Raw genomic sequence first — 24,293 nt, forward strand, 5'->3', positions numbered from 1 at the left:
GTTGACCGGGCGGCCGGGCCAGCATGGAGACATCACGAGGAACGCAGAGAGGACGGACCCGATCATGGCCTACGGCTTCCCGCCCGAGGAGCGCGAGCACCGCTTCCCGCCGGCGCTGCGTGCGCCGTTCGAGGCGCGGACCTGGCGCGAGTTCGCCTATCTGCTGATCAATCTGCCGATGGGGATCGTCGGCTTCGTCTGGACCGTCACCATGCTGTCGGTCGGCGCCGGGCTGCTGGTCACCTTCATCGGTGTCCCGGTGCTCGTCCTGGCGCTGGGCGGCTGCCGGGCCATCGGCTACAGCGAGCGGGCCCGGGCCCGCTCACTGCTGCGGCTCGACATCGAGGAGCCGGCCCCTGCGCCCGTCAAGGGCCGGGGAGGCGTGCTGGCCAGGCTGGGCGCCCAGCTCGGCAGCGGCGTCAACTGGCGGCACGTCCTCTACTGCCTCATCCACTTCCCGTGGGGGATCTTCTCCTTCGTCGTCTCGGTGGTCTTCACCGTCTACGGCTGGGGCCTGCTCAGCTACCCGCTGTGGCAGTGGGTCTTCCCTGCCTTCACCCACCAGTCCGGTCTGCAGATCTACGACAACGGCAGCAGCAGCTGGTACCTGCACACCCCGCTGGACCTGGCGCTGTGCGTCGTCGTCGGCGCCGGTCTCGTCCTCGGCTCGCCCTGGATGATCCGCGGTATGGCCCATGTCGACCGGATGCTGGTCAGCGGACTGCTCGGCCCCTCCCGGCTGGCCCACCGGGTCACCGAGCTGGAGTCGGACCGCGGTGTCGTCGTCGACCACGCCGCCGCCGACCTGCGGCGGATCGAGCGGGATCTGCACGACGGCGCCCAGGCCCGGCTGGTCGCGCTCGCCATGGACCTGGGCCTGGCCAAGGAGAAGCTGCTGGAGGACCCGAAGGCCGGGGCGGTGATGGTCGAGGAGGCGCACGGCGAGGTCAAGATCGCCCTGCAGGAGCTACGGGACCTGGCCCGCGGCATCCACCCGGCGATCCTCACCGACCGCGGACTCGGCCCGGCGCTGTCCGCGCTGGCCGCGCGCTGCACGGTGCCGGTGGCGGTCACCGTCGACCTCCCGGCCCGCCCGGTGCCCGCGATCGAGGGCATCGCCTACTTCACGGTCTCCGAACTCCTGCAGAACATCAGCAAGCACAGCGGCGCCTCCCGTGCCGCGGTCGACGTCTGGCGCGTCGAGGACCGGCTGATGATGCACGTGTCGGACAACGGCCGCGGCGGCGCCGACCTCAGCCGCGGCTCGGGCCTGGCGGGCCTGGCCGAACGCCTGGACTCCGTCGACGGCATCCTGGCGGTCGACTCCCCCGCGGGCGGCCCGACCCGTATCACCACCGAACTCCCCTGGCGGGCCTGACGCGAGACGCGCCCTGGCGGCCGACCGGCCGTCAGGGCCGTACCGCGAGGAGGGTCTTGCCGCGGCTGGTGCCGGACTGCAGGGCCTGGTGGGCCTCGGCGGCGCGGTCGAGGGGCAGTTCGGTGGTGATGTCGAGGCGGATGGCGCCGGAGGCCAGCAGCGAGAGCGCGGCCAGCGCGTGCGACCGCAGGCAGGCGGGGGCGCGGCGGGCCAGGTCGCCGATGTTGTAGCCGGTCAGCGAGCGGTTGTTCTTCCACAGCGGGAGGACGGGCAGGGTGAGGTCGGGGTGGCGGCCGGCCTCGCCGTAGACCGCGAGCCGGCCGAAGGGGGCCAGCACGTCGAGGCTGGCCAGCCGGGTGGGGCCGCCGATGGGGTCGAGGACGATGTCGATGTCCCGCAGCCGCTCGGCGAAGGTGTCGCGGGTGTGGACGGCGTCGTAGCCGAACCGCTTGGCGTAGTCGGCCTTGCCGGAGCCGCCGACCGTGCCGTGCACCGAGGCGGCGCCGAGCGCGCGGGCGATCTGGGCGGCGGCCGAGCCGACGCCGCCCGCGGCCGCGTGGATGAGGACGGAGTCGCCGGGGACCAGCCGGGCGGCGCCCGCGAGGACGCCGTAGGCGGTGGTGAGCACGAGCGCGGCGCCGCCGCCGTCACGCGGGGAGATGCCGTCGAGCGGGAAGGCGAAGTCGGCGGGGGCGACGGCGTACTCCGCGTAGCCGCCGCCGTCCGGCAGATAGGCGGCGACCAGGTCTCCCAGCGCGAGGCCGGTGACGCCGGGGCCGAGGGCCACGATCTCGCCGGACACCTCGAGTCCCGGCACGTCCGTGCCGTCCGGCGGGCCGAAGTCGCCGAGCCGGTGCTGGACCTCGCCGTAGTTGACGCCGGCGTACGCGACGCGGATCAGCACCTGTCCCGGGCCGGGTTCGGGAACCGGCAGCTCCACCGCCCGCAGGACTTCGGGGCCGCCGTTGACGTCGAATCCGACCGCGCGCACACGCACTCCTCTCCAGGGCGCCCCCGCGTCGCGGCGGCCGCCGACTTTCCCGGGCGCAACCTTGCCCACTGGCACCGTATTCCCCATTGCCGCGCCGATGCTGGGATGCTGGGGAAGACAGGTCTTACGTGGGGGGCTGGAACGGGTGGAGGACAGCGTGCGGGTGGTCATCGCCGAGGATTCGGTACTGCTTCGGGAGGGCCTGACCCGGCTGCTGACCGACCGGGGCCATGACGTGGTCGCGGGCGTGGGCGACGCCGAGGCGCTGATCAAGGTGGTCAGGGAGCTGGCCGACGAGGGCGCGGCGCCGGACGTGGTGGTGGCGGACGTGCGGATGCCGCCGACGCACACCGACGAGGGTGTGCGGGCGGCGGTGCAACTGCGCCGCGACCACCCGGGCGTGGGTGTGCTGGTGCTGTCGCAGTACGTGGAGGAGCAGTACGCGACCGAGCTGCTCGCGGGCAGCAGCCGCGGGGTGGGTTATCTGCTCAAGGACCGGGTGGCCGAGGTCCGCGAGTTCGTGGACGCGGTGGTGCGGGTGGCCGAGGGCGGCACCGCGCTGGACCCCGAGGTGGTCGCGCAGCTGCTGGGCCGCAGCCGCAAGCAGGACGTGCTGGCCGGGCTGACCCCGCGCGAGCGCGAGGTGCTGGGCCTGATGGCGGAGGGCCGGACGAACTCCGCGGTGGCCAAGCAGCTCGTGGTGAGCGACGGCGCCGTGGAGAAGCACGTCAGCAACATCTTCCTGAAGCTGGGGCTGGCGCCCAGTGACGGGGATCACCGCCGTGTCCTGGCGGTTCTCACCTACCTGAACTCCTGATTGCTGACACTCTGTCTCACAAGGAGCGGAGGGGGTCGTACCACATTCCGGGACGTACGGGGAAGGCGACCCTTACCGACGTACGATGACCGGTGAGCCGCCGCCTCAAGGAGGTCCGTTTCAGTGACCAGCCAGGTCAGCAGTCCCACCACCGCGGTACAGCCGCCTGCTCTCGGTGACGTCCTCGGCGAACAGCGCAGTCCGGCGAAGGAGACCAAGCGGCTCGACCGCGTGATCATCCGTTTCGCCGGTGACTCAGGTGACGGGATGCAGCTCACGGGGGATCGCTTCACCTCGGAGACCGCGTCCTTCGGAAACGATCTCTCGACACTGCCGAACTTCCCGGCAGAGATCCGCGCCCCCGCAGGCACCCTGCCGGGGGTGTCGTCGTTCCAGCTCCATTTCGCCGACCACGACATCCTCACCCCCGGTGACGCGCCGAACGTGCTGGTGGCGATGAACCCGGCCGCGCTCAAGGCGAACATCGCCGATCTGCCGCGCGGCGCCGAGATCATCGTCAACACCGACGAGTTCACCAAGCGGGCGATGGCCAAGGTCGGTTACGAGGCCAACCCGCTGGAGGACGGCTCGCTGGAGGCGTACGCGATCCACCCGGTACCGCTGACCACCCTCACGGTCGAGGCGCTCAAGGACAGCGGTCTGGCCCGCAAGGACGCGGAGCGCGCGAAGAACATGTTCGCGCTCGGCCTGCTGTCATGGATGTACCACCGGCCGACCGAGGGCACCGAGTCCTTCCTGCGCAAGAAGTTCGCGAAGAAGCCGGACATCGCGGAGGCCAACGTCACGGCCTTCCGGGCGGGCTGGAACTTCGGTGAGACCACCGAGGACTTCGCGGTCAACTACGAGGTGCAGCCCGCGTCCAGCGCCTTCCCCGCGGGCACCTACCGCAACATCTCGGGGAACCTGGCGCTGGCGTACGGCCTGATCGCCGCGGGCAAGCAGGCCGACCTGCCGCTGTTCCTGGGCTCGTACCCGATCACCCCGGCCTCGGACATCCTGCACGAGCTGAGCCGCCACAAGAACTTCGGTGTGCGCACCTTCCAGGCGGAGGACGAGATCGCCGCCATCGGGGCCGCGCTCGGCGCGTCCTTCGGCGGGGCGCTGGCGCTGACCACCACCTCGGGGCCCGGTGTGGCGCTGAAGTCGGAGACCATCGGTCTGGCCGTCAGCCTCGAACTGCCGCTGCTGATCATCGACATCCAGCGCGGCGGTCCTTCCACCGGACTGCCGACCAAGACCGAGCAGTCCGATCTGCTGCAGGCGATGTACGGGCGCAACGGCGAGGCGCCGGTGCCGATCGTGGCCCCGGCCACCCCGGCCGACTGCTTCGACGCGGCCATCGAGGCGGCCAGGATCGCGGTCACCTACCGCACCCCGGTCTTCCTGCTCTCCGACGGCTATCTGGCCAACGGCTCGGAGCCGTGGCGGATCCCCGACCCGCAGGACCTGCCCGATCTGCGGGTGCAGTTCGCGACGGGGCCCAACCACACCGACGCCGACGGCACCGAGTCCTTCTGGCCGTATCTGCGCGACCCGGAGACGCTGGCCCGCCCGTGGGCGGTCCCCGGCACCCCCGGGCTCGAACACCGCATCGGCGGCATCGAGAAGCAGGACGGCACCGGCAACATCAGCTACGACCCGGCCAACCACGACTTCATGGTCCGCACCCGGCAGGCCAAGATCGACGGCATCACGGTGCCGGACGTCGTGGTGGACGACCCCAGCGGTGAGGCCAGGACCCTCGTGCTCGGCTGGGGTTCGACCTACGGCCCGATCACCGCGGCGGTCCGCCGGATCCGCGCCGAGGGCGGCACGGTCGCACAGGCGCATCTGCGCCATCTCAACCCCTTCCCGCGCAACCTCGGGGAAGTGCTGCGGGCCTACGACAGCGTCGTCGTACCCGAGATGAACCTCGGCCAGCTCGCCCATCTGCTGCGGGCGAAGTACCTGGTCGACGCCCGTTCGTACACGCAGGTCACCGGGCTGCCGTTCAAGGCGGAGCAGCTCGCCAGGGCCATCGTGGAGGAGACCGCGAATGATTGAGGCGCTGTCGCTCGTGCCGAAGGCCGAGGCGAAGCAGAGCATGAAGGACTTCAAGTCCGACCAGGAGGTGCGCTGGTGCCCCGGCTGCGGGGACTACGCGATCCTGGCGGCCGTCCAGTCCTTCATGCCGGAGTTGGGCCTGGCCCGCGAGAACGTGGTCTTCGTCTCGGGCATCGGCTGCTCGTCCCGCTTCCCGTACTACATGAACACGTACGGCATGCACTCCATCCACGGCCGCGCCCCCGCGATCGCCACCGGGCTGGCGTCCTCGCGACGCGACCTGAGCGTGTGGGTGGTCACCGGTGACGGCGACGCGCTGTCGATCGGCGGCAACCACCTGATCCACGCGCTGCGCAGGAACGTCAACCTGAAGATCCTGCTGTTCAACAACCGGATCTACGGTCTGACCAAGGGCCAGTACAGCCCCACCTCGGAGGTCGGCAAGATCACCAAGTCGACGCCGATGGGCTCGCTGGACGCGCCCTTCAACCCGGTGTCGCTCGCGATCGGCGCGGAGGCGTCCTTCGTCGCCCGCACCATCGACTCCGACCGCAAGCACCTGCAAAGCGTGCTGCGGGCGGCGGCCGAGCACCCCGGCACCGCGCTGGTGGAGATCTACCAGAACTGCAACATCTTCAACGACGGTGCCTTCGATGTGCTCAAGGAGCGGGAGACCGCGCAGGAGGCGCTGATCCGGCTGGAGCACGGGCAGCCGATCCGCTTCGGGGCGCCGCTGGAGGACGGCCTGGGCGCCAAGGGCGTCGTCCGCGACCCGGCCACCGGCGACCTCAAGGTGATCGACGTGACGGTGGACGGCGCTGAGGGGGTGTTGATCCACGACGCGCACGCCGCCTCGCCGACCACCGCCTTCGCGCTGTCCCGGCTGGCCGACCCCGACACGCTGCACCACACGCCGATCGGTGTGCTGCGCGACGTCAAGCGGCCGGTCTACGACGCCGACATGTCCGACCAGTTGGAGCAGGCCGTGGTGCAGCAGGGCAAGGGCGACCTGGCCACGCTGCTGGCGGGCAACGACACCTGGACGGTCGTCGGCTAGCGCCGCGGCACCGTATGGCCATCCGGGTGCCCGGCCGGGGAGTCTGATCACTCCCGGGTCCGGGCATCCGGTCTGCTAGGGGAATGACCGACACCGCCCTGCCTCCCGACCGCCTCGCCTACCGCGTCAAACGGCGGCTGCTCGGGCCGCCGTTGGTCACCGAGCGGATCGCGGGCGAGAAGCTCAGCAACCCGATCGCGCTCGGGGTGCTCGCGTCGGACTGCATCAGCTCCTCCGCGTACGGCTCGGAGGAGATGCTGCGCATCCTGGTGCCGGTGGTCGGCACCGCCGCCTTCACCCTGCTGATGCCGGTGACCGGCGCGATCCTGCTGGTCCTGCTGCTGCTGACGCTCTGCTACGCGGACGTGGTCAGCGTCTACACCCGGGCCGGCGGGTCCTATGTGGTGGCGCGTGAGAACTTCGGCCCCGACATCGCGCAGATCGCCGCGGTGGCGCTGCTGGTGGACTACATCGTGACGGTGGCGGTGCAGACCGCGGCCGGGACCGACGCCCTCATCTCGCTGGCGCACCTGCTGGGCAACGGCTTCACCGGCCTCGACCACCTCAAACTCCCCCTGTCGGTGGCGGTGGTGGTGCTGCTCGCGTACGGCAACCTGCGCGGCCTGCGCGAGGCGGGGCGGACCTTCGCGCTGCCCGCCTATCTGTTCATGGCGGCGGGCGGCCTGATGCTGCTGGTCGGCGGGGTGCGGTGGATCGCGGGCGACCTGCCGAAGGCGAACGTGCACGCGGCGGGCGCGGTGAGTCTCGGCACGTCGAGCAGCGGGCTGTTCTACGGCGCCTCGCTGTTCATCGTGCTGCGGTCGTTCGCCAACGGCGGCTCGTCGCTGACCGGTCTGGAGGCGATCTCCAACGGCATCCAGGCGTTCCACGAGCCGCAGGGCCGCAACGCCCGCAAGACGCTGATCACGATGAGCTGTGTGCTGGCCGTCCTGGTGCTGGGCGTCTCCACGATGGCGCACCTCACCCACGCGATCCCGTACACCGACGGCACCCCGACGGTGATCGCGCAGGAGGCCCATCTGGCCTTCGGCGGCGGCTGGCTGGGCACGATCGGGCTGGTCTTCGTGCAGCTCGCGACCGCCCTGATCCTCTACACCGGCGCCAACACGCCCTTCACCGGCTTCCCGTTCCTGGCCAGCTTCGTGGCCGCGGACCGCTTCCTGCCGCGGCAGCTCACCCGGCGCGGCCACCGGCTGGCGTTCTCCAACGGCATCCTCTGCCTGGCCGCGGTCGCGCTGGCGCTGCTGCTGGTGACCGACGCCTCCGTCGACGAACTGGTGGCGCTGTACGCGATCGGCGTGTTCACCGCCTTCACCATGGCGGGCGCCGGGCTGACGGCGTATCACGCGCGGCGGCGGGAGCGGGGCAGGTGGTGGAAGATCGCGGTCAACGCCACGGCCGCGGTGGCGTCGGCGCTGGTGGTGCTGATCTTCGCGGTCACCAAGTTCACCGAGGGCGCCTGGCTGGTGGTGGTGATCTTCCCGCTGGGGGTGTGGGCGCTGATCCGGATCAGCCGGGAGTACCGGGCGGAGGCCGAGGCGCTGGCGGCGCTGTCGGCGTCCTCCGACGACGACTCCCGGCCGCGGTTCCGCCGCCATGTGGTGCTGGTGCTGGTGGACGCCCTGGACATCGCGACCGTGCGGGCGCTGCGGTACGCCCGTACCCTCTCCCCCGACGACCTGCACGCGGTGCACGTCATGGTCGATGAGGAGCGCGGCCGCCATCTGGCGCGGCGCTGGCAGGACGCGCCCAGCACCACGGTCGGCCTGGAGCTGGTGGAGTGCCCCGACCGGCGGCTGCACCGCGCGCTGATCGAGCTGGCGTCGCGGAAGACCGAGGACGGCGAGACGGCGCTGACGCTGCTGCTGCCGCGGCGCACCTACGCGCCCTTCATCGGGCGGCTGCTGCACCGGGACACGGCCGAGGGCATCGCCAAGGCCGTCACCCACCTACGGCACGTGGCCGTGACGATCCTCCCCTTCGACGTGCAGCGCGCCATCCGCGAGGAGCGGGCGGTGCGGGCGCGTCACGAACCCGCGGACCCGGGCCGGGACGCGTCGTAGTCCCGGCGGGCGGCCTGGACGTCGGGGACGTGCGTCTCGGTCCAGTCGGCCAGCGCCCGCACCTGGCGGGCGGCCTGGGCGCCGAGCGGGGTGAGGTCGTAGTCGACGTGCGGCGGGATGACCGGGTGGGCCCGGCGGCTGACGAAGCCGTCCCGTTCCAGGGTGCGCAGCGTCTGGGTGAGCATCTTCTCGCTGACCCCGCCGATGTGGCGGCGCAGCTCGCTGAAGCGCATCGTGCCGTCGAGCAGCGCGGCCAGCACCAGGACCGCCCAGCGGCTGGTGACGTGCTCCAGGACGCCGCGCGAGGGGCAGCCGGGGGCGTAGACGTCGGTCCGGGTCTGCACGTCACTTACCTTCATGTCAGTACCCTACCTCAAAGTGGGTACTTTCCAGAAGTTAGTGTTCGCCCTAGCGTGGAGGGTGTCGCCGGGAAGCAGCGCGGCAGTCCGTATCCAAGAGGGAGAACACCGTCATGAGCATCGTCGTCACCGGAGCCACCGGACAGCTCGGCCGCCTCGTCATCGACGAGCTGATCGGCCGGGGCGTCGCCGCCGGGGAGATCGCCGCCGTCGTACGCGACGCGGACAAGGCCGCCGACCTGGCCGCGCGCGGCATCGAGCTGCGGGTCGCCGACTACGACCGGCCGGAGAGCCTGAAGGACGCCTTCCACGCCGGGGACCGGGTGCTGCTGATCTCGGGCAGCGAGGTGGGGCGGCGGGTGCCGCAGCACACCGCGGTCGTCGACGCGGCGGCCGGGGCGGGCGTGGCGCTGCTGGCGTACACCGGCATACTCGGCGGCCCCGACGCCGACTTCGCGCTGGCCGACGAGCACAAGGTCACCGAGGAGCTGATCCTCGCCTCGGGCCTGCCGTACGTCTTCCTGCGCAACGGCTGGTACACCGAGATCTTCACCGCCAACCTCGCCCCCGTCCTCGCGCACGGCGCCGTGGTGAACAACGCCCGCGACGGCCGGGTGGCCTCGGCCGCCCGCGCCGACTACGCCGCCGCGGCCGCCGCCGTACTGACCGGCGAGGGCCACGAGAACCGGGCCTACGAGCTGAGCGGCGACATCGCGTGGAGCTTCACCGAGTACGCGGGTGTGGTCGCTGAGGTCAGCGGCCAGGAGATCGGGTACGCCGACGTGCCGGCCGAGAAGCACCAGGAGATCCTGGTCGGCGCCGGGCTGCCGGAGGGCTTCGCCGCGATCCTGGTCGACGTCGACCACGCGATCGCCCGCGGCCGCCTGGCGCACACCAGCGGCGACCTGGCCCGGCTGATCGGCCGCCCCACCACCCCGCTGCGCGAGACGGTCACCGCGGCGCTCAAGGGCTGACCCCCGCCCCACCGGCACCTCGCGCCCCGGCCGCGTCCCGTCCGGCCCGGCCTGTCATGACCGTGGAGTGGAACGGGCATGACAGGCCGGGCCGTGTCCCGCTACCGTCGGACCGGCGGCCGCGCACGGCTGCGGCGTGGCAGGAGGAACCGGATGAGCGAGCAGCGCGCGGGACTGGTCTACGGCTTCGCGGCATACGGCATGTGGGGCCTGTTCCCGCTGTTCTGGCCGCTGCTGGAGCCCGCGGGGGCGATGGAGATCCTCGCCCACCGCATGGTGTGGTCGCTGGCCGTCGTCGCGCTGATCCTGCTCGGGCTGCGGCGCTGGGCCTGGATAGCCGAGCTGCTCAGACAGCCCAGGCGGCTGGCTCTGGTCGCGGTGGCGGCCACCGTCGTCTCGGTGAACTGGGGTATGTACATCTGGGGCGTCAACTCCGGCCATGTGGTGGAGACCGCCCTCGGCTACTTCATCAACCCGCTGGTCACCATCGCGCTCGGCGTACTGGTGCTGCACGAGCGGCTGCGGCCCGCGCAGTGGGCGGCGGTCGGCATCGGCGCCGCCGCGGTGGTGGTGCTCACCATCGGCTACGGGCGGCTGCCGTGGATCGCGCTCTGCCTGGCCTTCTCCTTCGGCACCTACGGCCTGGTGAAGAAGAAGATCGGGATGGGCGGCCTGGAGTCGCTGGCCGCCGAGACCTCGGTGCAGTTCCTGCCCGCGCTGGTCTTCCTGCTCGTGCTCGGCCAGCGAGGGCACTCGACCTTCACCCACCACGGGCCCGGCCACGCCTCGCTGCTGGCCGCCTGCGGGCTGGTCACCGCGCTGCCGCTGATCTGCTTCGGCATGTCGGCGACCAGGCTGCCGCTGTCCACCATCGGCCTCATGCAGTACCTGGCGCCGACCTTCCAGTTCCTGATCGGGCTGCTGTACTTCCACGAGACGATGCCGGTCGAGCGCTGGGCCGGGTTCCTGCTGGTGTGGGCCGCGCTTGCGCTGCTCACCTGGGACGCCCTGCGCACCGCGCAGCGCGGCCGCGCGGACCTCGCCCGGGCGGCGGCCGAGCGGCTCGCGGGCGTGCCCGGGGCGACCGCGGAGAGCGGGGCTTGACCATGACATCGATGCGCGCGCACTATTTGCACATGCATGAGACTTCCCCGGTGGCCGACCCGGCCGCCACCCCTGCCGAGGCCGCCACCGCCGCCGGGCGCCGCTTCCTGTTCCTGCTCGGCAGCACCCGCGCCGACGGCAACAGCGAGGCGCTGGCCCGCCGCGCGGCCGAGCAGCTGCCCACCGCCACCGGGCAGCGGTGGCTGCGGCTGACCGATCTGCCGCTGCCCGAGTTCACCGACTCCCGGCACACCGGCGACGGCGTGTACGCCCCGCCCACCGGCCATGCCCGTACCCTGCTGGACGCCACCCTCGACGCGACCGACGTGGTGCTGGTCTCGCCGCTGTACTGGTACGCCGTCTCCGCGCACACCAAGCTCTACCTGGACCACTGGTCGGGCTGGATGCGGGTGCCCGGCGTCGACTTCAAGCCGCGGATGGCGGGCCGCACCCTGTGGGGCGTCACCGCGCTCGCGGGCGAGGACCCCAGCGACGCGGACCCGCTGGTCGGCACGGTGGAGAAGACCGCCCGCTACATGCGGATGCGCTTCGGCGGCGTCCTGCTGGGCGAGGGCAACCGCCCCGGCGAGCTGCTGCACGACGAGGCGGCGCTGCGCCGGGCCAAGACCTTCTTCGCCGGGTAGCTCAGGCCGTGATGTCGCGGGTGGTGAAGCGCGCCCAGGCCGCGGAGCCGAACACGGCCGCGTAGAGCGCCTGCAGGCCCAGGTTCTTGGCGATGCCGTCCCAGGTCACGGGGTCGCGCAGGATGTCGGCGAAGCTCAGCCAGTAGTGCGGGAAGAGGTACGGCTGTATCGCGTGCAGCTGCGGGATCTGGTCCACGATCTGCACGGTGATCAGCAGGCCCACGGTGGCCGCCATCGCACCGATACCGCTGTCGGTGAGCGTCGAGATGAACAGGCCGAGCGCCGCCATCCCCACCAGCGAGGCCGCCACCAGCGCGGCGATCAGCAGCGCGCGCAGCAGCCCGTCGGAGAGCGAGATGGTCGTGCCGGACAGCAGCGTCACATCGCCCACCGGGAAGAGCGCGAAGCCCACGATGAGCGCCGACACCGCCACCACCAGCGTCGCGGCCAGGCAGAAGGCGAGCACCGAGGCGTACTTGGCGAGCAGCAGCCGGGTCCTGCCCGCCGGGGCGACCAGCAGATAGCGCAAGGTGCCGGTGCTGGCCTCGCCCGCGACCGCGTCACCCGCGACCACGCCGATCGCCATCGGCAGGAAGAACGGCAGGGTCGCGGCGAGGGCGGCGAAGGTCAGGAACAGGCCGTTGTTGCTGACCTGTTCGATGAACGCGGGGCCGCCGTCGCCGCCGCGCCCGCCGGTGCCGCCGCCGTTCCTGGTCTCGATCCGCACCGCGATACCCACCAGCAGCGGGACGCCCGCCAGGACCGCGAAGAGCGCGAGGGTGCGCCAGCGCCGGAAGACGGTGATCAGCTCGGACCGGAACAGCCCCAGCGACCACAGCGGATTCGGTGTGCGCGGCGCGGTGCCGGAGTCCGGCTCCCCGCCGCCGTCCCGCGCCGGTTCATGTACGGTGTCCGCCGCAGCGTCAGCCCGCGACATCGAAGCCCTCCCCCGTGAGCGCCACGAACGCGTCCTCCAGCGAGGCGCGTTCCTGTCCGAAGCCGCGCACCCGCACTCCGGCCGCGACCAGTGCCGCGTTCAGTTCGGCCAGGTCCGGCGGATCGGCGGGCAGTTCGCCGGTGACCCGCTGCTCCGTAGTGGCCAGATCGGTCACGCCGTGTTCCTTGAGTACGGCGGCAGCCTCCGCCAGGTCCGGGGTGGTCACCGACAGCCGCCCCAGCGTCCCGGCGGCGAGGTCCGCGACCGGTCCCTGGGTGAGCAGCCGCCCGCGGGCCATCACGGCCGCGTGCGTGCACACCTGCTCGATCTCGTCGAGGAGGTGCGAGGAGAGGAAGACCGTGGTGCCGTCCGCGGCCAACTCGCGTACCAGGGAACGGATCTCCCGCATGCCCTGCGGGTCGAGGCCGTTGGTCGGCTCGTCCAGCACCAGCAGCTCCCGCGGCTGGAGCAGCGCCGCGGCCAGGCCCAGCCGCTGCTTCATGCCGAGGCTGTACGCCTTGGCCTTCTTCGCCCCGGCCGCCGCGAGGCCGACCCGGTCGAGGGCCGCCGCGACCCGCGCCTGCCGGGTCCGCGGGTCGGCCGTGGGGTCGGCCGCGTCGTACCGCAGCAGATTGTCGCGGCCGGACAGGAACCCGTAGAGCGCCGGTCCCTCGATCAGGGCGCCGACCCGGGGCAGTACGGTCCTGGAGGCGCCGGGCATGGGGCTGCCGAGCACCCTGGCGGTGCCCGCGGTGGGCGCGATCAGGCCCATCAGCATGCGGATCGTGGTGGTCTTGCCCGAGCCGTTCGGCCCCAGGAAGCCGAACACGCTGCCGCGCGGCACGCGCAGGTCGAGACCGTCCACCGCGAGCGTGCCGCGGTAGTGCTTCGCGAGACCGCGGGTCTCGATCACCACGTCGGCCTCGGCCGGCGGCTGTGCCATCGCTCTCCCTCTGCTGGAAGCCGTACGGTCCGGGTGAGTGCCGCCTTGTCAGGGCGGCGCTCACCCGGCCGCGGTGGCCTACTTGGCCGCGCTGTTCGCCGCCGCGGTCAGAGCGGACTGGTTCACGGCGCCGACGTACAGCGTGCCGTTGTCCGTCAGCAGTGCGTTGACCAGGCGGGTGTGGAAGTAGGTGCCGGAGCCGAAGGGCCCGCTGACCTTGGTGCCGAAGCTGTTGAGCAGCGAGTCGGCCTTGCCCCTGCCGTTCTTCTCGGCGCCCGACGGCAGGCCGGCCGGCGCCTTGATGACGGCGATCGAGTCCCAGCCGGACCCGATGACGGTGTGCTCGCCGGAACCGCCCGTGCCCTTGGGGTCGGTGTGGACCCGGCCGTTGTGGCTGTGGTCCTGGCCGGTGCCCGCGCCCTTGCCCGCCGCGCTGTCCTCGGTGACCTTCGCGCCCTTCGGCGGCGTGAAGTCGAAGGTGCTCGCGGACGGCTTGCCGAAGCTCACCTTGGTGAAGGCGATGTCGAAGACCGCCTTGCCGCCGCCCCTGGGCGTCAGCGTGAACTTCAGCGGGACGCCGGTCTTGGAGTCCACCGCGATCCGGATCACGCCCACCGTGGTGGAGTCGGCGTGCTGCGGGGTGACGGTGAGCTCGTAGGCGGAGTGGCCCGCGACCCGCGCGGTGCCGTCGACCTTGATCGACGACTTGCCGTCGGCCGCCTTGAGTATCTGCTGGGCGGCGGCCTGCGGGGTGGTCGGGACGTCGTCCGGCAGCTTGCCGCTGTCGGCCTTGCCGCGCTGCTCCTTGGGTGCCGTCGCGTGGTAGACGGAGTTGGACGCGCTGTCGTACGCCCACACCTGGGTGCCGTTGTGGATGATGCTGTACTCGGCGGCGGTCTCGATCACCGAGATCTTCTGCCGGTCGGGACCGTCGGCGGCCACATGCAGGGTGTGGCTGCCCGCGAGGAGCTGGGTGAGCTGGGACTGCGGCGCCGCGGCGCCCTTGTCCGCCTTCCCCGGGCCCCTGCCGCCGCCGGGGCCACCGCCGCCGAAGAGGCTGGAGGTCGCGCCGCCGGTGAGGACGTCGGGCAGGCCGAGGTCCGTGGTGACCTTCACCGTGCCCGAGACGGTCTGGGTGTCGGAGGCGGCCATCTTCGTCAGAAGCTGCTCCGCCGTGATCGACGGCAGCGAGGGGCTGCCGCTGTCCGCGAGCGCCGGGACGAGGCTGATGGTCGCTGCCGCCATACCCGCCACCGCGATCGGGACGGCGTATCGCACGGCTTTGCGGCCCCGCCCCCCGCCGCCGGGCTCATCCGTCTCCGGGTGCTCCGGGAACTGTGCCGGTTGGATCCGTGCCATTGCGTTTCTACCTCCGTCGTCAGCGGCGGTTGCTGCCTCGCACTCGTCCACTCCCCAGGCCATTGTCGCCCGGTCCGCCGTGAAGTGGGTGTCTCCATCTGACCAAATCGGCCACGCCGGCACATCAGCCGACGGATGCAACCCTGTGTACGCCCCCGGGATGACGAACCCTGAGACCGTACACGGGAGATGAGGGGTGAACCCCGAGACGGAGGAGAGCGGCGGGGAGGTCAGCCCGCGCGGTGGACGACCGCGTCGCACAGGCCGGCGAGCGCCAGCTTCGCGGTGCAGTCGGGCAGCGGTGAGAGCGCGGCGCGCGCCTCGTCGGCGTACCGCACGGTGTCGCGGCGGGCGAGTTCGAGCGCCGGGTGGCCGCGCAGCAGCGTCAGCGCCTCGGCGAGCCGGGCGTCGTCGCTGAGGTCGCCGTCGAGCAGGTCGCACAGCCGCCGGTCGGCCGCCGAGGGCGTCCCGCCCTCCTGCACGGTCCTGGCGACCTGGCCGCGCACATAGAGCACCGGCAGGGTCGCGATGCCCTCGCGCAGGTCGGTGCCGGGCGTCTTGCCGGACTCGTGGCTGTCGCTGGCGATGTCGAGGACGTCGTCAGCGAGCTGGAAGGCCATCCCGATCCGCTCCCCGTACTGGGTGAGGGTGCTGATCACCGACTCGTCGGCGCCCGCCATCATGGCGCCGAACCGGCAGGAGACCGAGATCAGCGAGCTGGTCTTGCCCGCCAGGACCTCCAGGTAGTGCTCGATCGGGTCGCGGCCGTCGGCCACCCCGACGGTCTCCATGATCTGCCCGGTGACCAGCCGCTCGAAGGACTCGGCCTGCACCCGGACCGCCTCGGGGCCGAGGTCGGCCAGCATGTGGGAGGCGCGGGAGAAGAGGAAGTCGCCGGTGAGCACGGCCACCGAGTTGTTCCAGCGGCTGTTGGCGCTGGGCACGCCGCGGCGCACCTCCGCCTCGTCCATCACGTCGTCGTGGTAGAGCGTCGCCAGGTGCGTCAGCTCGACGACGACGGCGGCGGGCACCACGCCAGGGGCGTGCGGGTCGCCGAACTGTGCCCCGAGCATCACCAGGAGTGGCCGGAACCGCTTCCCTCCGGCCGTCACCAGATGCCGGGCCGCCTCGGTGATGAACGGCACGTCGCTCTTGGTGGCCTCGAGCAGGCCCTCCTCGACGGCCGCGAGACCGGCTTGGACATCGGCCTCAAGGGCCTCGTCCCACACGCTCAGCCCGAAGGGCCCGACGACGGTCACGAGGGGTACTCCTGTCGCTGATCTGGCTTCTGGCGGTCTGGACTGGCACCGAACGGCTCTGCACGGCTCGTACCCTGCGGTACTGCGGGTGCGGCGCAGCCGGTGGGTCCGGCACCGCCTACACCGGCAGCGTAGCCGGTCGGGAGTGGATCACCGCCGGGGCATCACCCTGAATCGGCCCCCGCGCACCCCCCCACGCCAGGCCGAAAGGGATCACTCCGATTATGATCCGAAATGCTGGTTTTCCTGGCATAAGTCCTGTCCAGCGGGAAGGAATCCTGTTCGGACACCTGTCCGATGAACGTTCATCGTTCTGTAAGACCATCTCGCAACAAGGTCAACTACACTCGCCCGAGCAACATGTGACATGTCCTCGCTTCGGGGTAAGACCCCCGACGGAAAGAGAGGAGGTGGACCGATGGCAGCCGTTCTCTGTGAAGACGAGGCGGAGGCGCACGTGCGCGGGGTCTGTTTCAAGACCGGTCCGCCCGCACGTACGGGCGTGGAGCTGGAGTGGCTGGTCACGGACCGCTCCGACCCCCGATCACTGATATCCGCCGACCGGCTGGACCAGGCGCTCGCGGCCGTCGAGGCGCCGGGCGGTCTGCCGCACGGCAGCAGACTCACCCGTGAACCGGGCGGGCAGGTGGAGCTCAGCTCAGCCCCCGCCGACACGCTCGCCGCGTGTGTGGCGGCCATGGCCGCCGACGCCGCGGTGCTGCGGCAGGCCGCAGACGAGGCCGGACTGGTCCTCGTCGGCCGCGGGCTCGACCCGTACCGCGACCCTCCCCGGGTGCTCGACCATCCCCGCTACCGGGCGATGGAACGCTTCTTCGACCGCGAGGGGCCCTGGGGCCGCACGATGATGCGGCGCACCGCCGCACTCCAGGTCAACCTGGACGCGGGCGACGACTCCGAAGGTGTCACCGGCTACCGGTTCCGCTGGGAGCTGGCCCACCGGATCGGACCCGTCCTGGTCGCGGCCTTCGCCAACTCGCCCTTGCAGGGCGGCAGACCGACCGGCTGGCTCTCCACCCGGCAGGCGGTCTGGAGCCGGATGGACCCCGGCCGCACCAGTCATCCACGGCACCACGAGGAGCCGCGCACCGCATGGGCGCGGTACGCCCTCGACGCGCGCCTTCTGTGCGTGCGCCAGGAGGAGGACGCCGGGAACGGCCAGGCCGCGGAGAACGGCTCTGGCGGGTCCGCGGCGCCCGACTGGTCCGCGCCCCCGGGTCTGACCTTCCGCGGCTGGCTGCGCGGCGCCCGCGGCCTGAGACGGCCGACCAGGGAGGACCTGGACTACCACCTCAGCACGCTGTTCCCCCCGGTCAGACCGCGCGGCTGGCTGGAGCTGAGGATGACCGACGCCCAGGACGGCGACGCCTGGGTCGTCCCGACCGTGCTGGCCGCGACACTGCTCGACGATCCCGTCGCCGCCGCCACGGCCCACGCGGCCACCGAGCCGCTCTGCCCGGACGGGGAACCACTCCCGCCCGACGACGTCTGGCGCCGCGCCGCCCGGATCGGCCTGGCCGACCCCGAGATCGGCAAGGCCGCCCGCGCCTGCTTCGCCGCGGCCGAGAGCGCGCTGGTGCGCTCCGGTGCTCCCGCGGCCCTGCGGGAGGCGGTCGCCGACTTCGCCGAGCGCTATCCCGAACGCGGCCGATGTCCCGCCCACGACCAGTTGGACGCGCTGCGGCGCGGCTGACCCTCCGGAAGGCATGTCGTGACAAACCCTCGCACCACGAGCCGGAACACGGCCGAAAACAGTGCCTCACCTGCACCTTCTCCATCTTCCGTAACTTCTGACAGTCCTGCCACTTCCGTCACTGCCGGTTCCCCGTCGGGAGCCGCCGCCGAAGCCGCTTCCGGCACGGCCCTCAAGGCGCGGGCCCGGGCCGCCCTGGAGACCGCGCGCCGCAGGACGCTGGCCCTCACCGACTGCGTCGACGACGCGGACCTGTCCGCCCAGCACTCGCCGCTGATGTCCCCCCTGGTCTGGGACCTCGCCCATATCGGCAACCAGGAGGAGCTGTGGCTGGTCCGGGAGGCCGGCGGCCGCCCCGGGCTGCGGCCGGACCTGGACCCCCTGTACGACGCCTTCCAGCACCCGCGCGCGGACCGTCCGGCCCTGCCGCTGCTGGGCCCCGCGCAGGCCCGCCAGTACGTCGCCGACGTCCGCGAGCAGACCCTCGACGTCCTCGACGCGGTCGACACCGGGCCGGGGCAGGCCGAGCCGCTGCTGGCGGGCGCCTTCGTCTTCGGGATGCTCGCCCAGCACGAGCAGCAGCACGACGAGACGATGCTCGCCACCCACCAGCTCCGCCGGGGCCACGCCGTCCTGGAGGCCCCCGAACCGCCCGCGGCGCCCGCCGACGCGGCGACGCTGCCCGCCGAAGTCCTGGTCCCCGGCGGCCTGTTCACCATGGGCACCACCACCGAGCCCTGGGCGCTGGACAACGAGCGGCCCAGCCACCCGGTGGAGGTGGACACCTTCTGGCTGGACACCGTGCCGGTCACCAACGGCGCCTACCAGGAGTTCATCGCCGCCAGCGGCTACCGCGACGAGCGGTGGTGGACCGAGGGCGGCTGGCGGCACGTCCAGGACGCCGGGCTCGAGGCGCCGCTGTTCTGGGAGCGCGACGCGGCGGGCGGCTGGACGCGCCGCCGCTTCGGCAGGACCGAGGCCGTACCGGCGGACGAGCCCGTGGTGCACGTGTGCTGGTACGAGGCGGACGCGTACGCCCGCTGGGCCGGGCGGCGGCTGCCGACCGAGGCGGAGTGGGAGAAGGCCGCCCGGCACGACCCGGCGACCGGTGCCTCCCGGCGCTACCCGTGGGGCGACGAGGAGCCCACCGCCGAGCACGCCAACCTCGGCCAGCGCCATCTGCGCCCGGCGGCCGCGGGCAGCTACCCGCGCGGCGCCGCCCCCAGCGGCGCCCGGCAGCTCCTGGGCGACGTCTGGGAGTGGACGGCCAGCGACTTCTCGCCGTATCCGGGCTTCGAGGCGTTCCCGTACAAGGAGTACTCGGACGTCTTCTTCGGGCCCGACTACAAGGTGCTGCGCGGCGGGTCCTTCGGCAGCGACCAGGTCGCCGTCCGCGGCACCTTCCGCAACTGGGACTACCCGATCCGCCGGCAGATCTTCTCCGGCTTCCGCACCGCGCGGGACGCGGCCGCGGGCGAGGGCGGTGGGGCTGGCTGATGTGCCGCCATCTCGCGTACGTGGGGCCGCCGGTGACGCTGGCCCAGCTCCTGACGAGGCCGCCGCGCGGCCTCTACGAGCAGTCGTGGCAGCCGCGGCTGCAGACGCACGGCGTGGTGAACGCCGACGGCTTCGGGGTGGGCTGGTACCCGCCGGCGGAGGACGACGGCTGGGCGGTCCCGGCCCGCTACCGGCGGGCCGTGCCGGTCTGGGCCGACCCCAACCTGCCGGAGCTGGCCCGGACGATCAGCAGCGGCGCCGTACTGGCCGCGGTCCGCTCGGCCACCGAGGGCACCAGCCCGGACGAGTCGGCCGCGGCGCCCTACCGCGACGGCCGCTGGCTCTTCAGCCACAACGGCGCCGTCCCGGACTGGACGCGGCTGGCCCCCGAGGGGCTGACCGCGGCCGATCTGCTGGCCATGGAGTCGCGCTGCGACTCGGCCCTGCTGTGGGCGATGCTCGCCCGCCGGCTGCGCCAGGGGCAGCCGCCCGGCGGGGCGATGGCGTCGGTGGTCCGCGAGGTCGCCGCCGCCCGGCCCGGCGCCCGGCTGAACCTGCTGCTGACCGACGGCCGCACCATCACCGCCTCCCGCCACGGCGACACGCTCTGGTACCGCGTGACGCCCGGCGGGGTACTGGTCGCCTCCGAGCCCGATGACGCGCCCGGCGACTGGCAGGAGGTCCCGGACGGCTCGCTGCTGCTGGCGAGTGCGTCCGGTGTCCGGATCGTCCCGCTGCGCCCGGCGGCCGCCCGGCGCCCCGACCCCGAGGACAGGCACCCCATGACAGCGAACCGCTTCACCCTCGACGACCGGTTGCCCGCCGACTACTTCACCGACACCCTGCGGGCCGACGTGCTCCAGGGCCTTGTCGCCCCGCCGCGCACCCTGCCGCCGAAATGGTTCTACGACAAGCGCGGCAGCGATCTCTTCGAACAGATAACCCGGCTGCCGGAGTACTACCCGACCCGGGCCGAGCACGAGATCCTCACCCGCCGCGCCCCCGAGATCGCCGCGCTGACCCGGGCGAGCACCCTGGTCGAGCTCGGCTCGGGCAGCTCCCGCAAGACCCGGCTGCTGCTGGACGCGCTGACCGCGGGCGGCTCGCTGGTCCGCTACGCGCCGCTGGACGTCAGCGCCTCGGCGCTGGAGGAGGCGGGCGAGGCCATCGTCCGCGACTACCCCGGCCTGGACGTCACCGCCACCGTCGCCGACTTCGAGAGCGACCTGGCGCTGTCCGACGAGCCGGGCCCGCGGCTGCTGGCCTTCCTCGGCAGCACCATCGGCAACTTCGACAGCGCCCAGCGGCGCGCCTTCTACCGCACCCTGAGCCTCGCCCTGAGCAGCGACGACGTCCTGCTGCTCGGCGCGGACCTGGTCAAGGACCCGGACGTGCTGGTCCGCGCCTACGACGACAGCCAGGGCGTCACCGCCGAGTTCAACAAGAACGTCCTGGCGGTGCTCAACCGCGAACTCGGCGCCGACTTCGACCCCGACACCTTCGACCACGTCGCGGTCTGGAACGCCGAGGAGGAGCGCATCGAGATGCGGCTGCGCTCCCGCGCCGCCCAGACCGTCAAGATCCGCGACCTCGACCTCACCGCGGAGTTCGCACCCGACGAGGAGATGCGCACCGAGATCTCCTGCAAGTTCCGCCGCGAGTCGCTGACCGCCGAGCTCCACGACGGCGGCTTCACCGTACGCCAGTGGTGGACCGACCCCGAGGAGCGCTTCGCCCTGCTGCTGGCGGTGCCCAACTAGCGCCGCGGGCACCGGCACGGGCACCACACACCGCCGCCCGGCGCTCTCCTGGGAGGAGAGCGCCGGGCGGCGGTGTGGAGCGGGGTGAGCGGGGTCAGCGGGGTCAGCGGACGAAGACGCCCGCCTTGTCGGCCAGGTCCAGGAAGTACTGGGGGGCAAGACCCAGGACGAGGGTGACGGCGACGCCCACGGCGATGGCGGTGGACGTCAGCGGGCTCGGTACGGCGACGGACGGGCCGTCGGCCTTGGGCTCGCTGAAGAACATCAGCACGATGACCCGGATGTAGAAGAAGGCCGCGATCGCCGACGAGATCACACCCACGATCACCAGCGGCATCGCCCCGCCCTGCGCCGCCGCCTTGAAGACGGCGAACTTCCCGGCGAAGCCGGAGGTCAGCGGGATACCGGCGAAGGCCAGCAGGAAGACCGCGAAGACCGCCGCGACCAGGGGCGAGCGGCGGCCGAGCCCGGCCCACCGGGACAGGTGGGTGGCCTCGCCGCCGGCGTCCCGGACGAGCGTGACGACCGCGAAGGCGCCGAGCGTCACGAACGAGTACGCCGCCAGGTAGAAGAGCACCGACGAGACGCCGGAGGGGGTGGTCGCGATGACACCGGCCAGGATGAATCCGGCGTGCGCCACCGAGGAGTAGGCCAGCAGCCGCTTCACGTCGGTCTGGGTGACCGCGATGATCGCACCGATCAGCATGGTGACGATCGCGACGCCCCACATGACCGGCCGCCAGTCCCAGCGCATACCCGGCAGCACCACGTACAGCAGCCGCAGCAGGGCGCCGAAGGCGGCGACCTTGGTGGCGGCGGCCATGAAGCCGGTGACCGGGGTGGGCGCGCCCTGGTAGACGTCCGGCGTCCACATGTGGAAGGGCACCGCGCCGACCTTGAAGAGCAGGCCCATACCGACCATGGCCATGCCGATGAGCAGCAGCGCGTCGTTGCCGGTCGAGTTGGCGAGCGCGGGCGTCATCGGGGCGGTGCCGTCGATGACGGACGCGATGCCGCCGTAGGTGACCGTGCCGGAATAGCCGTAGAGCAGGGCGATCCCGAAGAGCAGGAAGGCCGAGGAGAAGGCGCCGAGCAGGAAGTACTTCACGGCCGCTTCCTGCGACATCAGCCGGTTGCGCCGGGCGAGCGCGCACAGGATGTACAGCGGCAGCGAGAAGACCTCGAGGGCGACGAAGAGCGTCAGCAGGTCGTTGGCGGCCGGGAAGACCAGCATGCCGCCCACCGCGAAGAGCAGCAGCGGGAAGACCTCGGTGGTGGTGAACCCGGCCTTGACCGCGGCCTTCTCCTGGTCGCCGCCGGGCACCGCGGAGCCCTGGGCGGCGAAGGAGTCGACCTGGTTGCCGTGCGCCCTGGGGTCGAGGCGGCGCTCGGCGAAGGTGAAGACGGCCACCAGGGAGACCAGCAGGATGGTGCCCTGCAGGAACAGCGCGGGGCCGTCCACGGCCACCGCGCCCATCGCGGCGATGTGCGCCCTGGTGGTGCCGTAGCCCTTCTCGGCGAGGGCGACCACGGCGGCGAAGGCTGCGGCGAGGCCGACCACGGAGAGCACGAGCTGGGCGGTGTAGCGCGAGCGCCGCGGCAGGAACGCCTCGACGAGAATGCCCACCATCGCCACGCCGAAGACGATCAAGACCGGCGAGAGCTGGGCGTACTCGATGTGCGGGGTCGGGATCTTGTCGACGGCTGGCGCCGCCGTCGTCCACAGGCTGTGGACGGCGGTCCCGTTGTCGGATGCGCTCACTTCTTCGCCTCCAGCGCGGGCTTGGGGTCGGTCTTGTGCACGTCGGAGAGGGTGTGGCCGACCGCCGGGTTGACGATGTCCGTCACCGGCTTCGGGTACACGCCCAGGAAGAGCAGCAGCGCGATCAGCGGTGCCACCACGACCAGTTCACGGGCCTTGAGGTCGGCCATGCCCTCGATGCCGGCCTTGACCGGGCCGGTCATCGTCCGCTGGTAGAGCACCAGCACGTAGAGCGCGGCGAGCACGATGCCCGCGGTCGCCACGATGCCGAGCACCGGGTAGCGGCTGAAGGTGCCGACCAGGACCAGGAACTCGCTGACGAAGGGGGCGAGCCCCGGCAGCGACAGCGTCGCGAGTCCGCCGATGAGGAAGGTGCCCGCGAGGACCGGGGCGACCTTCTGCACACCGCCGAAGTCCGCGATGACCCGCGATCCGCGGCGGGTGATCAGGAAGCCCGCCACCAGCATCAGCGCGGCGGTGGAGATGCCGTGGTTGACCATGTAGAGCGTGGCGCCGCTCTGGCCCTGGGTGGTCATCGCGAAGATGCCCAGGATGATGAAGCCGAAGTGCGACACCGAGGCGTACGCGATCAGCCGCTTGATGTCGCGCTGGCCGACGGCGAGCAGCGCGCCGTAGATGATGCTGATCACCGCGAGCACCATGATCACCGGCGTGGCCCACTTGGACGCCTCCGGGAAGAGCTGGAGGCAGAAGCGGAGCATCGCGAAGGTGCCGACCTTGTCGACGACCGCGGTGATGAGCACCGCGACCGGCGCGGTGGACTCGCCCATCGCGTTGGGCAGCCAGGTGTGCAGCGGCCACAGCGGCGCCTTCACCGCGAAGGCGAAGAAGAAGCCGAGGAAGAGCCACCGCTCGGTGGACGTCGCGATGTGCAGCTTGCCGCTGGCCCGCGCGTCCAGGATGTCCTGGAGCGAGAAGGTGCCGGCGCCGAGCTGGTGGGCGGTGACGGCGTACAGGCCGATCACCGCGGCCAGCATGATCAGGCCGCCCGCGAGGTTGTAGAGCAGGAACTTCACGGCCGCGTACGACCGCTGCCGTGCCGCCTCCTCCTCGCCGCCGGAGTGCGCGCGGTCGCCGAAGCCGCCGATGAGGAAGTACATCGGGATGAGCATGGCTTCGAAGAAGATGTAGAAGAGGAAGACGTCGGTGGACTCGAAGGCGATCACGACCATCGCCTCGACCAGCAGGATCAGCGCGAAGAAGCCCTGGGTGGGCCGCCAGCGCCGATTGGGGTTGGCGTCTTCCAGCGGGTCGGCGTCATGCCAGCCCGCCAGCATCACGAACGGGATCAGCAGCGCGGTCAGCGCGACCAGCACGACCGCGATGCCGTCGACCCCGAGGTCGTAGCGGAGACCGAAGTCCTTGATCCAGGCGTGCGACTCGGTGAGCTGGTAGCGCGGGCCGCCCGGGTCGAAGCGGACCAGCGCGATCGCGGCCAGCACCAGGGTGCCCAGCGAGAAGCCCAGCGCCGTGTACTTGGCGGCGGTCTTCTTCGCCGCAGGCACCGCCGCGGTGGCGACGGCGCCGACCGCGGGCAGCGCGGTGATGGCGGTCAGGAGAGGAAACGACATC

19 protein-coding genes and 1 pseudogene are annotated in these 24,293 nt (G+C 72.0%); 12 read left to right on the plus strand and 8 right to left on the minus strand.

Translation table 11 applies throughout. From position 1 onward, the window contains the following. The first annotated feature begins 64 nt into the window (after positions 1-64). Positions 65-1,378, plus strand: coding sequence for a sensor domain-containing protein (locus AB0M29_RS02080; protein ID WP_365377528.1), 1,314 nt, complete (start codon positions 65-67; stop codon positions 1,376-1,378). A 31-nt stretch (positions 1,379-1,409) separates the two neighbouring features. Here AB0M29_RS02080 and AB0M29_RS02085 read toward each other — a convergent pair whose 3' ends face one another. Beyond that, positions 1,410-2,369 carry a zinc-binding dehydrogenase gene (locus AB0M29_RS02085; RefSeq protein WP_365377530.1) on the minus strand — a complete coding sequence of 320 codons (960 nt, stop codon included), beginning with the start codon at positions 2,367-2,369 and terminating at the stop codon, positions 1,410-1,412. 157 nt (positions 2,370-2,526) lie between these two features. Here AB0M29_RS02085 and AB0M29_RS02090 point away from each other — a divergent pair, with 157 nt between their 5' ends. The 4 genes from AB0M29_RS02090 to AB0M29_RS02105 all read left to right on the plus strand — a co-directional run bounded on the left by AB0M29_RS02090 (position 2,527) and on the right by AB0M29_RS02105 (position 8,391). After that, positions 2,527-3,186, plus strand: coding sequence for a response regulator transcription factor (locus tag AB0M29_RS02090; protein WP_355340363.1), 660 nt, complete (start codon positions 2,527-2,529; stop codon positions 3,184-3,186). Between the two features lie 123 nt (positions 3,187-3,309). After that, positions 3,310-5,250, plus strand: coding sequence for a 2-oxoacid:acceptor oxidoreductase subunit alpha (locus AB0M29_RS02095; RefSeq protein ID WP_365377533.1), 1,941 nt, complete (start codon positions 3,310-3,312; stop codon positions 5,248-5,250). Beyond that, positions 5,243-6,307 carry a 2-oxoacid:ferredoxin oxidoreductase subunit beta gene (locus AB0M29_RS02100; RefSeq protein ID WP_365377536.1) on the plus strand — a complete coding sequence of 355 codons (1,065 nt, stop codon included), beginning with the start codon at positions 5,243-5,245 and terminating at the stop codon, positions 6,305-6,307. Before AB0M29_RS02095 ends, AB0M29_RS02100 begins: the two co-directional genes overlap by 8 nt. An 83-nt stretch (positions 6,308-6,390) precedes the next feature. Beyond that, positions 6,391-8,391, plus strand: a complete 2,001-nt coding sequence (locus AB0M29_RS02105; protein WP_365377539.1) for an APC family permease — start codon at positions 6,391-6,393, stop codon at positions 8,389-8,391. On the opposite strand, the gene AB0M29_RS02110 is transcribed toward AB0M29_RS02105, so the two are convergent. Then, a complete protein-coding gene (locus AB0M29_RS02110; RefSeq protein WP_365377541.1) occupies positions 8,355-8,750 on the minus strand; it encodes a helix-turn-helix domain-containing protein in 396 nt (131 codons plus the stop codon). The genes AB0M29_RS02105 and AB0M29_RS02110 overlap by 37 nt on opposite strands. Positions 8,751-8,863: 113 nt before the next feature. On the opposite strand from AB0M29_RS02110, the gene AB0M29_RS02115 reads away from it, so the two are divergent. From AB0M29_RS02115 to AB0M29_RS02125, 3 genes are all read left to right on the plus strand, one after another. Then, the gene (locus AB0M29_RS02115) at positions 8,864-9,724 is read left to right on the plus strand and encodes an NAD(P)H-binding protein (RefSeq protein WP_365377544.1); all 861 of its coding nucleotides are present in this window, start codon (positions 8,864-8,866) and stop codon (positions 9,722-9,724) included. A 153-nt stretch (positions 9,725-9,877) separates the two neighbouring features. Next, the gene (gene rarD, locus AB0M29_RS02120; protein WP_365377547.1) at positions 9,878-10,828 is read left to right on the plus strand and encodes an EamA family transporter RarD; all 951 of its coding nucleotides are present in this window, start codon (positions 9,878-9,880) and stop codon (positions 10,826-10,828) included. Between the two features lie 32 nt (positions 10,829-10,860). Then, entirely contained in the window at positions 10,861-11,472 is a 612-nt protein-coding gene (locus tag AB0M29_RS02125; protein WP_365377549.1) for an NAD(P)H-dependent oxidoreductase, read from the plus strand. Between the two features lies 1 nt (position 11,473). Here AB0M29_RS02125 and AB0M29_RS02130 read toward each other — a convergent pair whose 3' ends face one another. The 4 genes from AB0M29_RS02130 to AB0M29_RS02145 form a co-directional block, all read right to left on the minus strand. Continuing rightward, positions 11,474-12,409: an ABC transporter permease gene (locus AB0M29_RS02130; protein WP_365377552.1), complete on the minus strand. Its 936-nt coding sequence runs from the start codon at positions 12,407-12,409 to the stop codon at positions 11,474-11,476. Next, the gene (locus AB0M29_RS02135; RefSeq protein ID WP_365377554.1) at positions 12,396-13,352 is read right to left on the minus strand and encodes an ABC transporter ATP-binding protein; all 957 of its coding nucleotides are present in this window, start codon (positions 13,350-13,352) and stop codon (positions 12,396-12,398) included. Before AB0M29_RS02135 ends, AB0M29_RS02130 begins: the two co-directional genes overlap by 14 nt. Before the next feature lie 78 nt (positions 13,353-13,430). Next, entirely contained in the window at positions 13,431-14,597 is a 1,167-nt protein-coding gene (locus AB0M29_RS02140) for a DUF2092 domain-containing protein (RefSeq protein WP_365377557.1), read from the minus strand. A 344-nt stretch (positions 14,598-14,941) separates the two neighbouring features. After that, entirely contained in the window at positions 14,942-15,970 is a 1,029-nt protein-coding gene (locus AB0M29_RS02145) for a polyprenyl synthetase family protein (protein ID WP_365377560.1), read from the minus strand. A gap of 418 nt (positions 15,971-16,388) precedes the next feature. Between AB0M29_RS02145 and egtA the strand changes: the two genes are divergently transcribed. The 4 genes and pseudogenes from egtA to egtD all read left to right on the plus strand — a co-directional run bounded on the left by egtA (position 16,389) and on the right by egtD (position 20,938). After that, positions 16,389-17,681, plus strand: a complete 1,293-nt coding sequence (egtA, locus tag AB0M29_RS02150; RefSeq protein ID WP_365377563.1) for an ergothioneine biosynthesis glutamate--cysteine ligase EgtA — start codon at positions 16,389-16,391, stop codon at positions 17,679-17,681. Positions 17,682-17,876: 195 nt separating this feature from the next. Further along, on the plus strand, positions 17,877-19,178 hold the full coding sequence (gene egtB / locus AB0M29_RS02155) for an ergothioneine biosynthesis protein EgtB (protein ID WP_365377664.1): 1,302 nt from the start codon (positions 17,877-17,879) through the stop codon (positions 19,176-19,178). Continuing rightward, positions 19,178-19,903, plus strand: a pseudogene (gene egtC, locus AB0M29_RS02160) (ergothioneine biosynthesis protein EgtC); the annotation flags it as partial. The gene egtB and the pseudogene egtC, both read left to right, overlap by 1 nt. Positions 19,904-19,960: 57 nt before the next feature. Continuing rightward, a complete protein-coding gene (gene egtD, locus AB0M29_RS02165; RefSeq protein WP_365377667.1) occupies positions 19,961-20,938 on the plus strand; it encodes an L-histidine N(alpha)-methyltransferase in 978 nt (325 codons plus the stop codon). Positions 20,939-21,041: 103 nt separating this feature from the next. Here the strand turns inward: egtD and nuoN are convergent, their stop codons facing one another. Together nuoN and AB0M29_RS02175 are read right to left on the minus strand one after the other, a co-directional pair. Beyond that, positions 21,042-22,700 carry an NADH-quinone oxidoreductase subunit NuoN gene (nuoN, locus tag AB0M29_RS02170; RefSeq protein WP_365377565.1) on the minus strand — a complete coding sequence of 553 codons (1,659 nt, stop codon included), beginning with the start codon at positions 22,698-22,700 and terminating at the stop codon, positions 21,042-21,044. Then, entirely contained in the window at positions 22,697-24,292 is a 1,596-nt protein-coding gene (locus tag AB0M29_RS02175; RefSeq protein WP_365377568.1) for an NADH-quinone oxidoreductase subunit M, read from the minus strand. The genes nuoN and AB0M29_RS02175 overlap by 4 nt, the downstream gene beginning before the upstream one ends. Between the last annotated feature and the right edge of the window lies 1 nt (position 24,293).

The organism is Streptomyces sp. NPDC051976, assembly GCF_040680795.1.
In the GTDB taxonomy this organism is placed as follows: domain Bacteria; phylum Actinomycetota; class Actinomycetes; order Streptomycetales; family Streptomycetaceae; genus Actinacidiphila.